This is a genomic window from Streptomyces sp. NPDC012510 (genome assembly GCF_042955065.1).
In the GTDB taxonomy this organism is placed as follows: domain Bacteria; phylum Actinomycetota; class Actinomycetes; order Streptomycetales; family Streptomycetaceae; genus Streptomyces.
The window spans coordinates 172,905-186,577 of sequence record NZ_JBIBEN010000007.1; the positions used below are offsets into that span (position 1 = coordinate 172,905).

At 69.9% G+C, this 13,673-nt stretch carries 9 protein-coding genes; 7 read left to right on the forward strand and 2 right to left on the reverse strand.

All coding sequences use genetic code 11. The annotated features are described in order from the left end of the window. The first annotated feature begins 136 nt into the window (after positions 1 to 136). The 4 genes from metH to ACFY9I_RS15635 all read left to right on the forward strand — a co-directional run bounded on the left by metH (position 137) and on the right by ACFY9I_RS15635 (position 8,272). Complete coding sequence (metH, locus tag ACFY9I_RS15620) at positions 137 to 3,661, forward strand: methionine synthase (RefSeq protein WP_391001789.1); 3,525 nt, start codon at positions 137 to 139, stop codon at positions 3,659 to 3,661. A gap of 213 nt (positions 3,662 to 3,874) precedes the next feature. Next, positions 3,875 to 4,579 carry an HAD-IA family hydrolase gene (locus ACFY9I_RS15625; protein WP_391001791.1) on the forward strand — a complete coding sequence of 235 codons (705 nt, stop codon included), beginning with the start codon at positions 3,875 to 3,877 and terminating at the stop codon, positions 4,577 to 4,579. A gap of 406 nt (positions 4,580 to 4,985) precedes the next feature. After that, the gene (locus tag ACFY9I_RS15630) at positions 4,986 to 6,590 is read left to right on the forward strand and encodes an ABC transporter substrate-binding protein (RefSeq protein WP_391001793.1); all 1,605 of its coding nucleotides are present in this window, start codon (positions 4,986 to 4,988) and stop codon (positions 6,588 to 6,590) included. Positions 6,591 to 6,688: 98 nt separating this feature from the next. Beyond that, entirely contained in the window at positions 6,689 to 8,272 is a 1,584-nt protein-coding gene (locus ACFY9I_RS15635) for an ABC transporter substrate-binding protein (protein WP_391001795.1), read from the forward strand. Positions 8,273 to 8,353: 81 nt separating this feature from the next. Here ACFY9I_RS15635 and ACFY9I_RS15640 read toward each other — a convergent pair whose 3' ends face one another. Continuing rightward, entirely contained in the window at positions 8,354 to 9,025 is a 672-nt protein-coding gene (locus ACFY9I_RS15640) for a response regulator transcription factor (RefSeq protein ID WP_261702934.1), read from the reverse strand. Between the two features lie 15 nt (positions 9,026 to 9,040). Next, a complete protein-coding gene (locus ACFY9I_RS15645) occupies positions 9,041 to 9,979 on the reverse strand; it encodes a PD-(D/E)XK nuclease family protein (protein WP_391001797.1) in 939 nt (312 codons plus the stop codon). 192 nt (positions 9,980 to 10,171) lie between these two features. On the opposite strand from ACFY9I_RS15645, the gene ACFY9I_RS15650 reads away from it, so the two are divergent. From ACFY9I_RS15650 to ACFY9I_RS15660, 3 genes are all read left to right on the forward strand, one after another. Beyond that, positions 10,172 to 11,827, forward strand: coding sequence for a site-2 protease family protein (locus tag ACFY9I_RS15650; protein WP_391001799.1), 1,656 nt, complete (start codon positions 10,172 to 10,174; stop codon positions 11,825 to 11,827). Between the two features lie 121 nt (positions 11,828 to 11,948). Beyond that, the gene (locus ACFY9I_RS15655; protein ID WP_391001800.1) at positions 11,949 to 12,851 is read left to right on the forward strand and encodes a tRNA (adenine-N1)-methyltransferase; all 903 of its coding nucleotides are present in this window, start codon (positions 11,949 to 11,951) and stop codon (positions 12,849 to 12,851) included. Positions 12,852 to 13,047: 196 nt separating this feature from the next. Continuing rightward, the gene (locus ACFY9I_RS15660; protein WP_391001802.1) at positions 13,048 to 13,623 is read left to right on the forward strand and encodes a hypothetical protein; all 576 of its coding nucleotides are present in this window, start codon (positions 13,048 to 13,050) and stop codon (positions 13,621 to 13,623) included. Positions 13,624 to 13,673 lie beyond the last annotated feature (50 nt).

Genomic DNA, 13,673 nt, shown 5'->3' on the forward strand with positions numbered 1-13,673 from the left:
ACCCGGCTCCGCACGCCACGCCCGTCCGTCCCGTGGACGCCCTGACCATTCGCGCCGCTCCGGGCTACCCTTGCGGCGTGCGCCTTCCGCGGGAAGCCGCAAAGCCGACAGCCGTCGCACTCCAGGGAGCAGCTCCATGGCCTCGTTGCCGAACCCGTCCCCTACGTCCGCCGCCGCAGGCCGGGCCCGATCCGACACACTGCGCGAGGCCCTCGCCACCCGGGTGGTGGTCGCCGACGGCGCCATGGGCACCATGCTCCAGGCCCAGGACCCCACGCTGAAGGACTTCGAGAACCTCGAAGGCTGCAACGAAATCCTGAACATCACCCGCCCCGACATCGTCCGCTCCGTCCACGAGGAGTACTTCTCGGTGGGCGTCGACTGCGTCGAGACGAACACCTTCGGTGCCAACCACACCGCGATGGCCGAATACGACATCGCCGAGCGCGTGTACGAGCTGTCCGAGGCCGGCGCCCGGATCGCCCGCGAGACCGCCGACGAGTTCGGCGCCCGCGACGGCCGCCAGCGCTGGGTCCTCGGCTCCATCGGCCCGGGTACGAAGCTGCCGACCCTCGGCCACATCGGCTACACCACGCTCCGCGACGGCTTCCAGGCGAACGCCGAGGGCCTGCTCGCCGGCGGCGCGGACGCCCTCATCGTGGAGACCACACAGGACCTCCTCCAGACGAAGTCCTCGATCCTGGGCGCCCGCCGCGCCATGGAGGCCACCGGCACCGACGTGCCCCTGCTGGTCTCGATGGCGTTCGAGACGACCGGCACGATGCTGCTGGGCTCGGAGATCGGCGCCGCGCTGACCGCGCTGGAGCCGCTCGGCATCGACATGATCGGCCTGAACTGCTCCACCGGCCCCGCCGAGATGAGCGAGCACCTGCGCTATCTGGCCCGCCACTCGCGCACCCCGCTGCTGTGCATGCCCAACGCGGGCCTGCCGATCCTCACCAAGGACGGCGCCCACTTCCCGCTAGGCCCCGAGGGCCTTGCCGACGCCCAGGACACCTTCGTACGCGACTACGGACTGAACCTGGTCGGCGGCTGTTGCGGCACCACCCCCGAACACCTGCGCCAACTCGTGGAGCGCGTGCGGGGCACCACGCCCGCCGAACGCCACCCGCAGCCCGAACCCGGCGCCGCCTCCCTCTACCAGACGGTCCCCTTCCGCCAGGACACCTCCTACATGGCGATCGGGGAGCGGACGAACGCCAACGGCTCCAAGAAGTTCCGCGAGGCCATGCTGGAAGCCCGCTGGGACGACTGTGTGGAGATGGCCCGCGACCAGATCCGCGAAGGCGCCCACATGCTCGACCTCTGCGTCGACTACGTGGGCCGCGACGGCGTCGCCGACATGGCCGAACTCGCCGGCCGTTTCGCCACGGCCTCCACCCTCCCCATCGTCCTCGACTCCACCGAGGTGGACGTCATCGAGGCCGGGCTGGAGAAGCTGGGCGGCCGGGCCGTCATCAACTCCGTCAACTACGAGGACGGTGACGGCCCCGAGTCCCGCTTCGCCAAGGTCACCCGGCTCGCGCAGGAGCACGGTGCCGCGCTGATCGCGCTGACCATCGACGAGGAGGGCCAGGCCCGGACCCCCGAGAAGAAGGTCGAGATCGCCGAACGGCTCATCGACGACCTCACCGGGAACTGGGGCATCCACGAGTCGGACATCCTCATCGACACCCTGACCTTCACCATCTGCACCGGTCAGGAGGAGTCCCGGGGGGACGGCATCGCCACCATCGAGGCGATCCGCGAACTCAAGCGCCGCCACCCGGACGTCCAGACCACCCTCGGTCTGTCGAACATCTCCTTCGGCCTCAACCCGGCCGCCCGGATCCTGCTCAACTCCGTCTTCCTGGACGAGTGTGTGAAGGCGGGCCTTGACTCGGCGATCGTGCACGCCAGCAAGATCCTGCCGATCGCCCGCTTCGACGACGAGCAGGTCACCACCGCCCTCGACCTCATCTACGACCGCCGCGCTGAGGGCTACGACCCCCTCCAGAAGCTCATGCAGCTCTTCGAGGGTGCCACCGCCAAGTCGTTGAAGGCGGGCAAGGCCGAAGAACTGGCCGCCCTCCCGCTGGAGGAGCGCCTCAAGCGCCGCATCATCGACGGCGAGAAGAACGGCCTCGAGGCCGACCTGGACGCCGCCCTCCAGGACCGCCCCGCTCTCGACATCGTCAACGACACCCTGCTGGACGGGATGAAGGTCGTCGGTGAACTGTTCGGCTCGGGGCAGATGCAGCTGCCGTTCGTGCTGCAGTCCGCCGAGGTGATGAAGTCCGCGGTCGCCTATCTGGAGCCGCACATGGAGAAGTCGGACGCGGAGGGCAAGGGCACCATCGTGCTCGCGACCGTGCGCGGCGACGTGCATGACATCGGCAAGAACCTCGTCGACATCATCCTGTCCAACAACGGCTACAACGTCGTCAACCTCGGCATCAAGCAGCCGGTCTCCGCGATCCTGGACGCCGCCGCCGAGCACCGCGCCGACGTCATCGGCATGTCCGGGCTCCTGGTCAAGTCCACGGTGATCATGAAGGAGAACCTGGAGGAGCTCAACCAGCGCGGTCTGGCCGCCGACTACCCGGTCATCCTGGGCGGCGCCGCCCTGACCCGGGCCTATGTCGAGCAGGACCTGCACGAGATCTACCAGGGCGAGGTCCGCTACGCCCGCGACGCCTTCGAGGGCCTGCGCCTGATGGACGCGCTCATCGGCGTCAAGCGGGGCGTCCCCGGCGCGAAGCTGCCCGAGCTGAAGCAGCGCAGGGTCCGTGCCACGACCGCCACCGTGGTCGAGGAGCGCCCCGAGGAGGGGCACGTCCGTTCCGACGTCGCCGTCGACAACCCGGTCCCCACCCCGCCGTTCCGGGGCACCCGCGTCGTCAAGGGCATCCAGCTCAAGGAGTACGCGACCTGGCTGGACGAGGGAGCCCTCTTCAAGGGCCAGTGGGGCCTGAAGCAGGCCCGCACGGGCGACGGGCCGACGTACGAGGAGCTTGTCGAGACCGAGGGCCGGCCCCGGCTGCGCGGTCTGCTGGACAAGCTGCAGACGGAGAACCTCCTCGAAGCGGCCGTCGTCTACGGCTACTTCCCGTGTGTCTCCAAGGACGACGACCTGATCATCCTCGACGACGACGGCAACGAGCGCACTCGCTTCTCCTTCCCCCGCCAGCGCCGCGGCCGCCGCCTGTGCCTGGCCGACTTCTTCCGCCCGGAGGAGTCCGGCGAGACCGACGTGGTCGGCCTCCAGGTCGTCACCGTCGGCTCCCGCATCGGCGAGGAGACCGCCAAGCTCTTCGAGTCCAACGCCTACCGTGACTACCTCGAACTCCACGGCCTGTCCGTGCAGCTCGCCGAGGCCCTCGCCGAGTACTGGCACGCGCGCGTCCGCTCCGAGCTGGGCTTCGCCGGTGAGGACCCGGCGGCGATCGAAGACATGTTCGACCTCAAGTACCGGGGTGCCCGCTTCTCCCTCGGCTACGGCGCCTGTCCCGACCTGGAGGACCGGGCCAAGATCGCGGAGCTGCTGGAGCCCGAGCGGATCGGCGTACGGCTCTCGGAGGAGTTCCAGCTCCACCCCGAGCAGTCCACGGACGCGATCGTGATCCATCACCCGGAGGCGAAGTACTTCAACGCGAGGTAGCTCCGCCGCGGCGCTCCGCTGGGCGGGCGGTGTTCGTCCGCGGCGCCGTCGTGGCTGGCCGCGCAGCTCCCCGCGCCCCCGGCGAGGCGCGGTGCGGTCCCCAACCTCGGCTGAAGGGCGCTTCCTCTCGCGACGTCGTACACTGGTCGGTCCACCGCAGGCCGGTTCCCCACCCGGGAACCGGCCTGCTCGTCCCACAAGGAGGTGCGCCGGATGACCACGACGATCCCCGCGCTAGGAACCCGTACGGCCGAAGGCTCCGCCCTGCAGGCCGTGCTCCTCGACATGGACGGCACCCTGGTGGACACCGAGGGCTTCTGGTGGGACGTGGAGGTGGAGGTCTTCGCCGCCCTCGGCCACACCCTCGACGACTCCTGGCGCCATGTCGTGGTCGGCGGCCCGATGAGCCGCAGCGCGGGTTTCCTGATCGAGGCCACCGGCGCGGACATCACCCTCGCCGAGCTGTCCGTGCTGCTCAACGACGGATTCGAGGCACGCATCGGGCGCGCGCTGCCGCTGATGCCCGGCGCCTCCAGACTCCTCGCCGAGCTCGCCGCGCACAGCGTGCCCACCGCCCTGGTCTCCGCCTCGCACCGACGCATCATCGACCGCGTCCTGACCTCCCTAGGCCCCCAGTACTTCGCGCTGACCGTGGCCGGTGACGAGGTCGAGCGGACCAAGCCGTTCCCCGATCCCTACCTCCTCGCGGCCTCCGGGCTGGGCGCGGATCCCGCCAGGTGCGCGGTCGTCGAGGACACCGCGACCGGTGTCGCCGCCGCCGAGGCCGCCGGGTGCCATGTCGTCGCCGTCCCCTCCGTGGCCCCCATCGCCCCCGCCGCGCGGCGCACCGTGGTGACGTCACTGGAAGAGGTCGATCTGCCATTTCTGCGCGGCCTGATTGCGACGACGGTCAATTGAAAGCGCAAGAAATTCCAAGATCACCCACAGGGTTCGGTCCGGGGAATTCAATCGGCCGGGACTGACTGCTTTCCCGGCCTTGGGAAGCCCTTTCCGGCTGTGACGTTGCCCACTCGAACGGGGCCCTCGGGGCCCCGTTCGGCGCGCCCAACCCCCGCCATCAGGGGCGTTCGGCGCGCCCTTGTGTCCCGATTGGTGCACGGTGCACCCAAACATTCCGTGCGTGCTACACCATCTGCGTCCGCAGCCGGTTCCGCAGCGTGATGGGAACTCAACTCCGGTGCGTAAGAGCCTCTCTGGCGGTGCGGGCTAATCTCGAGGAGAGAACATCGCCGTACTTCCCGTGACGCGCTCGCACCACCCCGCCGGCACCCGTCCCGGACCACAGCTCTGGAGAAACACGAGCATGAACCGCAAGACCCTGGTGCTGCCGGCCGTGATCGGTCTGCTTGCCCCGGTACTCGCCGCCTGCGGAGCGACCGACAGCGCGGGCGGCAGCGGTGACACGATCGTCGTCGGCACCACCGACCGGTTCACCGCCTCGAACGACGCCCCGGCCCCCCTCGACCCGGCCTACGCCTACGACGTCGGCACGTGGAACATCCTCCGCCAGACCGTCCAGACCCTCCTGGTCCAGCCACGGGGCGACGGCGAACCGGAACCCGAGGCCGCCTCCAGTTGCTCCTTCACCGACACCGGCAACGAGCGCTACGTCTGCACCCTCCGCGACGGCCTGCGATTCGCCGACGGCAGCCCGGTCACCGCCCAGGACGTGAAGTTCTCCATCGACCGCGCCCGCTCCCTCAAGGCCGACAGCGGTGTCTTCGCCCTGCTGTCCACCATCGACCTCGTCGAGACCAAGGGCGACAACGAGGTGATCTTCCACCTCAACAGCCCCGACGCCACCCTCCCGTACAAGCTGTCCACCCCCGTCGCCGGCATCGTCAACCCGGCCGACTACGACAAGGACAGACTGCGCGACGGCTTCCAGGTCGACGGCTCCGGCCCCTACACCCTGGACGCCCAGGTCAAGGGCGGTGAGCTGGTCAAGGCCGTCTTCACCAAGAACCCCCGCTACCGGGGGCAGTTGGACCCGAAGAACGACGAGGTCGAGCTGCGCTCCTTCGAGAGCGCCGACGCCATGGGCGCCGCCCTGAAGGACGGCGACATCGACCTGATGACCCGCACCATGACGCCCGAACAGATCACCGCGCTCTCCGGCTCCGAGAACAAGGACATCGACGTCATCGAGTCCGCCGGCCTGGAGATCCGCTACCTCGCCTTCAACACCAAGGCCTCGCCGGTCAGGAGCACCGCCGTCCGCCGTGCCATGGCCGAGATCATCGACCGCGGCGAACTCGTCTCCAAGGTGTACGGCTCCCAGGCCGAACCCCTCTTCTCCCTGGTCCCCGCAGGCATCACCGGCCACTCCAACTCGTTCTTCAACAAGTACGGCGACCCGAACCCCGCCCACGCCAGGTCCACCCTGCAAGCGGCCGGTGTCGCCACCCCGGTGAAGCTGACCCTCCACTACACGACCGACCACTACGGCGCGGCCACCAAGAAGGAGTTCGAGCTGCTGAAGAAGCAGCTCGACGACAGCGGACTGTTCGACGTCACCATCAAGGGCGCCCCCTGGTCCACGTTCCGCCCCGCCGAACAGGAGGGCGAGTACGCCGCCTACGGCATGGGCTGGTTCCCGGACTTCCCCGACGCCGACAACTACCTCGCGCCCTTCCTCGACAAGGACAACTTCCTCGGCTCGCCGTACGCCAACAGCGAGATCCGGGGCAGGCTGATCCCGGAGTCCCGCCGCGCGGCCGACCGCCTCAGCGCCTCGGGGACCCTCACCGGCATCCAGGACATCGTCGCCGACGACGTGCCGGTCCTGCCGCTGTGGCAGGGCAACCAGTACGTCGCCGCCCGCGACGACATCACCGGCGCCGAATACGCCCTCAACGCCGCCTCGACGCTCCAGCTCTGGGAGCTCAGCCGCGGCAGGGACGACTGACGCACCCTCACCTCACCACACGCCCCGGGCGAGGCCGAACGGCCTCGGGGGAGCCCGGAGCGCGCCCGCAATGCACCGACGACACAAGGCATCCATACGTGAACATACGCACCCAGTGGCCCGTCCTGACCATCGCGACAGGGCTTGCCGCCGGCCTGCTGACCGGTTGCGGCTCCGAATCGGGGGGATCCGGGGGCTCCGGCTCCAACGTGGTGATGGGGATGTCCGACGACGTCCTGGCCACCGACCCCGCCTCCGGCTACGACCCAGGATCCTGGCTCCTCTTCAACAACGTCTTCCAGTCGCTGCTGAGCTTCCCCAACGGCGCCACCGAACCCGAACCCGACCTCGCCGAGGAGTGCTCCTTCGCGGACAGCGGCACCAAGGTCTACGAGTGCACCCTCAAGGACGGCCTGAAGTTCAGCAACGGTGAGGCGCTCACCGCCAAGGACGTCAAGTTCTCCTTCGACCGCATGCTGAAGATCAACGACGCCGCCGGCCCCGCGATCATGTTCCCCATGCTCGACAAGGTCGAGACACCGGACGACAAGACCGTCCGCTTCCAGCTCAAGTACGCCGACGCCACCTTCCCCAGCAAGATCGCCTCCGGCGCCGGCTCGATCGTCGACGAGAGCTCCTACGACGCCGACGGCCTCCGCAAGGACGGCGAGGCGGTCGGCTCCGGGCCCTACAAGCTGGAGTCCTTCGGTGAGGACGAGGCCGTCTTCTCCGTCAACGAGAACTACAGCGGCAACGCCGACGTGGAGAACAGCGGCGTCACCCTCAAGTTCTTCCACGGCGACCAGGATGCCCTGAAGAAGGCCCTGCTGGAGGGCGACCTCGACGTCACCTACCGCGGCCTCAGCGCCTCCGACATCTCCGACATCGAGACCGAGACCTCCACCGCCAACGGCGTCGACATCGTCGACGGCACCGGCGCAGAGGTCCAGCACCTCGTCTTCAACATGGACGATCCCGTGGCCGGAAAGCTCGGCGTCCGCAAGGCCATCGCCCACCTCCTCGACCGCGAAGCCCTCGTGGACGAGGTCTACCAGGGCACCGCCACCCCGCTGTACTCGATCATCCCGGCCGGCATCACCGGCCACAACACGGCCTTCTTCGACACCTACGGCGCCCGCCCCTCCAAGACCAAGGCCCAGGCCGCCCTGCGCGCCGACGGCATCACCGACAAGGTCGAACTGACCCTGTGGTCCACGCCCACGCGCTACGGCCCCTCCACCGACCAGGAGTTGGAGGCCATCGCCGAACAGCTCAACGACAGCGGGCTGTTCGACGCCAAGGTCAAGTCCGTGGCCTTCGCCCAGTACGAGAAGGACATCGCCGCCGGCAAGTACGGCGTGTACGTGAAGGGTTGGGTCCCCGACTACCCGGACCCCGACAACTTCACCAGCCCGTTCTTCGGCAAGGGCAACGTGCTGGGCAACAACTACACCAACGACACCATCACCGGTGAACTCCTCACCAGGACCGCCGCCGAGAGCGAGCGCTCCTCCACGGAGAAGGAGTACGCCGAACTGCAGAACATCGTCGCCGCCGAGGTCCCCCTCATCCCCGTCTGGCAGGCCAAGCAGTACGCCGTCGTCCGCGACGACGTCTACGGCCTGGAGTACTGCCTCGACGCGTCGACCGTCTTCCGCTTCTGGGAACTCAGCAAGGGCTGACACTCCACCGCCCCACACGACCGAAGGCGCCCTCCTCCCAGGAAGAGGGCGCCCTCAGCGCTTCTGCACGAGGCCGGCCGGCTACTGCGCGCCGGGACGCACCAGCCCGCTCTCGTACGCGTACACCGCCGCCTGCACCCGGTCACGCAGCCCCAGCTTGGTCAGCACATGCCCCACATGCGTCTTGACGGTCGTCTCGCTGACGAACAGATCGGCGGCGATCTCCGCGTTCGACAGACCACGCGCCACCAGCTTCAGCACCTCGACCTCACGGTCGGTCAACGTGTGCAGCGTGTCCGGCACCGGCTCGTCCCCCGACGGCAGATGCCCCGCGTACTTGTCGAGCAGCCGACGCGTGATGCTCGGCGCGAGCATCGCCTCACCCGCCGCGACCACCCGGATCGCCTGCACCAACTCGTTCGCCGGCGCGTCCTTGAGCAGGAACCCGCTGGCACCCGCCCGCAACGCCTCCACCACGTACTCGTCCAGATCGAACGTGGTCAGCACCAGCACCTTCGCCGGACCGTCCCGCCCAGGCCCGGTGATCTGCCGAGTCGCCTCCACCCCGTCCATCCGGGGCATACGGATGTCCATCAGAACCACATCGGGCTGCAACGCCCGCACCTGGTCGAGCGCCTGAAGACCGTCCCCGGCCTCCCCGACGACCGCGAGATCCTGCTCCGCCTCCAGAATCATCCGGAACCCGGTACGCAGCAGCGGCTGGTCGTCGACCAGTAGGACGCGGATGGCCACGAAAATCTCCTTCGGCTAGTCCGGGCCCATTCTGCCCTGCCCCTCACCCACCGACTCGGGCGACCTCACCGGCAAGGGATACGGCGGGGGAGTACCCCCGAACTCCGGACACACCGGTCGGTGGTCGCACCAACCGCACAGCTTCGTCGGCCTCGGCCGCCAGTCACCGCTCTCCGTGGCCAGCCGGATCGCCTCCCACAGCGCCAGCAGCTTCCGCTCCACCCGCTCCAGATCGGCGATCACGGGGTCGTACGTCAGCACGTCACCACTGCCGAGATAGACCAGTTGCAGCCGCCGCGGTACCACCTGCTTCAGCCGCCACACCACCAGCGCGTAGAACTTCATCTGGAACAGCGCGCCCTCGGCGTACTCCGGCCTCGGCGCCTTGCCCGTCTTGTAGTCGACGATCCGCACCTCGCCCGTGGGCGCCACGTCCACCCGGTCGATGATCCCGCGCAGCCTGAGCCCCGAGTCCAGCTCCGCCTCCACGAACAACTCCCGCTCGGCGGGCTCCAGCCGTGTCGGGTCCTCCAGCGTGAACCAGCGCTCCACCAGCCGCTCGGCCTCGGCCAGCCAACCGGCCAGCCGCTCGCCCTCCGGGTCGTCCGCGAACAACTCCGCGACCTCCGGCCTGCTCTCCCTCAACCGGTCCCACTGGCCGGGCACCAACGACTTCGCCCGAGGCGCCGTCCGCTCGGCCGCGGGCGCGTCGAAGAGTCTCTCCAGCACCGCGTGCACCAGCGTGCCCCGCGTCGCCGCCTCGCTCGGCTTCTCCGGCAGCCGGTCGATCACCCGGAACCGGTACAGCAACGGGCACTGCATGAAGTCACTGGCACGCGAGGGCGACAGCGAGGCGGGCGGCGCGGCGGCCCGCACGGCGGGACGAGCGTCCTCGCCGCCCGGGAGGACGGTGCCGGTGCTCTCGGCACCTGTGCCGTCGGTGCTGGTTTCCATGACCACAGACCATACGACCCACCACTGACAGTGACAGCCACGGGCCCGCACGACCGCAGCCGTGTGCCTCGTGCGACGCGGGGGAAACAGAGGGGTGCCGGGGCGGAACGCACCCCGGCGACCGCATAGCATCGACGCAGACCCTTCCCCCCGGCCACCGGGCGTGGAAGACGCTGAGAACGAGGGGACATCGTGGAGACGAGCGGCGGGAGCGGGCAGCCGCGGTCCGACAGCGACGAGGCGCCCGAGCGCGCACACCGCGACGCGACCGGGACACCGGCGGAACATGCCACCGCCACCCCGGCCACACCCCGCCACGACCACGACGAGGCCACCCCCGAGCCGCCCGACGCCCCGGAAGCCTCCGCTCTCGCCCAGACTCCCGGCGACCCCGACCCCGACCCCGACCCCGACCCAGACCCCGACCCCGACCCCACCCCCATGGAACAGGCCGACGAACCGTCGACGAACACGGCGGACCAACCCTCGACGGACCCGCTGAGCAAGCCCCCGACGAGCCCGACGAGCCCGACGAGCCCGACGAGCCAGCCCCCGACGGACCCGGCTCTCCCGGCGACCGGCCACGACCCGGACAACGCGCCGACCGACGAGCCGGAGCGCTCGGCCACCTCCGCGCACCCCGCCCCACCCTTGGGCGCCACCCCCAACGCTCCCAAGCCCCCCGAGCGCCCCAAGGAGCCCGGCGGCGGCATCCTCATGGGCCGCCCCTTCGGCGTACCCGTGTACGTCGCCCCCAGCTGGTTCCTGGTCGCCGCCCTGATCACCTGGGTCTTCGGCGGCCAGCTCGACCGCGTCCTGCCCGAACTCGGCGGCGCCCGCTACCTGGTCTCCCTCTTCTTCGCGGTCGCCTTCTACGCCTCCGTACTCGTCCACGAACTCGCCCACACCATCGCTGCCCTGCGCTTCAAACTGCCGGTGCGCCGCATCCAACTCCAGTTCTTCGGCGGCGTCTCCGAGATCGAGAAGGAGACCGAGACCCCCGGCCGCGAGTTCGTCCTCGCCTTCGTGGGCCCCCTCCTCTCACTGATCCTCGCCGGCGTCTTCTACGCCGCCCTGCTGGCCGTCGAGCCCGGCACCGTCCCCGGCGTCCTGCTGGCCGGCCTGATGATCTCCAACCTGATCGTGGCCGCGTTCAACCTGCTGCCCGGCCTCCCCCTCGACGGCGGCCGCATGCTCCGCGCCGTCGTCTGGAAGATCACCGGCAAACCGATGACCGGCACCATCGCCGCAGCCTGGGTCGGCCGCGCCCTCGCCCTCTCCGTCCTCATCGGACTTCCGATGCTCACCCAGTCCGGCCTGCTCGGCTCCGCCGCCGAAGACAGCGTCGGCATGGACACCGTCCTGGACGCCCTGCTGGCCGCGATCCTCGCCGCCATCATCTGGACCGGCGCCGGCAACAGCCTCCGCATGGCCCGCCTGCGCGAACACCTGCCCGAACTCCAGGCCCGCGCCCTCACCCGCCGCGCCGTCCCCGTCGAGACCGACACCCCTCTCTCCGAGGCGCTGCGCCGCGCCAACGAAGCAGGCGCCCGCGCCCTCGTCGTCGTAGACCCCGACGGCGAACCCGTCTCCCTCGTCCGTGAGACCGCCATCGTCGGCGTCCCCGAACACCGCCGCCCCTGGGTGGCCGTCAGCGGCCTCGCCCAGGACCTCACCGACGGCATGCGCGTCTCCGCCGAACTCGCCGGAGAAGCCCTCCTCGACGCCCTCCGCGCGGCCCCGGCCACCGAATACCTGGTGGTGGAGGAGTCGGGAGAGATCTACGGAGTCCTCTCTGCGGCCGACGTCGAGCGAGCCTTCGTGAAAGCCATGGCAAGGCCCAGCTGAGCGCCCCGAAAGGGCGCGGGGAACGGCGCGACCAGCCGCAACGGACGCGGCTGCCCCCATGGACGCGAGCCCACCCCCACCGTGGTCGGCGCGCCCTCCGAGGACCGGTAGGCTTGGTCACATGTCCGAACCGACCGGTGCCGCCCGCCGTCGCGGGCCCTTCAAGGTCGGGGACCAGGTCCAGCTCACCGACCCCAAGGGACGCCACTACACGTTCACGCTCGAAGAGGGAAAGAACTTCCACACCCACAAGGGTTCCTTCCCCCACGACGAGCTGATCGGCGCTCCCGAGGGCAGTGTTGTCCGCACCACAGGGAACGTCGCCTACCTGGCACTGCGCCCCCTGCTCCCCGACTACGTCCTGTCCATGCCCCGCGGTGCCGCCGTGGTCTACCCCAAGGACGCGGGGCAGATCCTCGCCTTCGCTGACATCTTCCCCGGCGCCCGCGTCGTCGAGGCCGGCGTCGGCTCCGGCTCGCTCAGCAGCTTCCTGCTGCGCGCCATCGGCGACCAGGGCATGCTGCACAGCTACGAGCGCCGCGCGGACTTCGCCGAGATCGCCCAGGCCAACGTGGAACGCTACTTCGGCGGCCCCCACCCCGCCTGGCAGCTCACCGTCGGCGACCTCCAGGACAACCTGTCGGACACCGACGTCGACCGCGTCATCCTCGACATGCTCGCCCCCTGGGAGTGCCTGGAGGCCGTCTCCAAGGCCCTCGTCCCCGGCGGCATCGTCTGCTGCTATGTGGCCACCACCACCCAGCTCGCCCGGACCGTCGAGTCCATCCGCGAGATCGGCTGCTTCAACGAGCCGAGCGCCTGGGAGTCGATGATCCGCAACTGGCACATCGAGGGCCTCGCCGTCCGCCCCGACCACCGCATGATCGGCCACACCGGCTTCCTGCTCACCGCCCGCCGCCTCGCCGACGGCGTCGAGCCCCCCATGCGCCGCCGCCGCCCCGCCAAGGGCGCCTACGGCGAGGACTACGCCGGCCCCAACGCCGACGGTGGCTCCGGCCGCTGACCGGCCGTACGACGAACGCGCCATCGGCGTGGCCGAGTTCCCGGCAGCGCCCGGGAACTCGGCCACGGTGCTTCCCCGTTGACGCGCCACCAGAAAAGCTGCGGGAACCACGTACCCCGCCGTTCCACCCCCACTGTGACGTGTGGCACCATGCGGGTCACCCCAACCGGCACAGCACCCTCAGGAGACGCTCCTAGTGCAGCAATCCGCCGTCCCGGAACTGGCACACGCGCACACCCGCCCCATCCACTGGCTCGCCACCGCCACCGCCCTCGCCGGAGTCGTGGCCCTGTCGTCCGCCCTCCAGCCCGACGCGGCGAGAGCGGCCCAGCCCGGCCCCGGGGCCCAGCGGGTCCCCGCCACCGTGGCGGCCCCCGACCCCACCGAAGTGGACCTCCCGCTCGACTGCGGACCCGTCGGGATCATCGTGAAACAGAAGCGCTCCGGGGACCTCGACGGAGACGGCCGCCCGGAGACCGTGACCGTCGTGCACTGCGACGCCAGCATGGGCACCCCACCCGACGGCGTGTACGTCCTCACCCGCTCCACCGACGCCGCGCGCCCCAGAGTCGTCGCCACACTCGTGAACCCCAGGGACCGCAAGACCGTCACCGACTTCGCCGTCCGTGACGCCGTCGTCACCGCGACCCTGCACGGCTACTCGTCGGCCGACGTGCCCAACTGCTGCCCGGACGTCACCGACCCCGTCAAGTGGCAGTGGAAGAACGGGGCGTTCACACGCTCCACGCCCGCCGGAACCCAGAGCGTCTGACACCGGGCGACGCCAGACGAACGCGGAGTGATCACCCGGCAAACCCGGTG

Bases quoted from the DNA above. Each gene is read 5' to 3' on its own strand.
- metH (WP_391001789.1), top strand. From the start codon at position 137: ATGGCCTCGTTGCCGAACCCGTCCCCTACGTCCGCCGCCGCAGGCCGG.
- ACFY9I_RS15625 (WP_391001791.1), top strand. From the start codon at position 3,875: ATGACCACGACGATCCCCGCGCTAGGAACCCGTACGGCCGAAGGCTCC.
- ACFY9I_RS15630 (WP_391001793.1), top strand. From the start codon at position 4,986: ATGAACCGCAAGACCCTGGTGCTGCCGGCCGTGATCGGTCTGCTTGCC.
- ACFY9I_RS15645 (WP_391001797.1), bottom strand. From the start codon at position 9,979: ATGGAAACCAGCACCGACGGCACAGGTGCCGAGAGCACCGGCACCGTC.
- ACFY9I_RS15655 (WP_391001800.1), top strand. From the start codon at position 11,949: ATGTCCGAACCGACCGGTGCCGCCCGCCGTCGCGGGCCCTTCAAGGTC.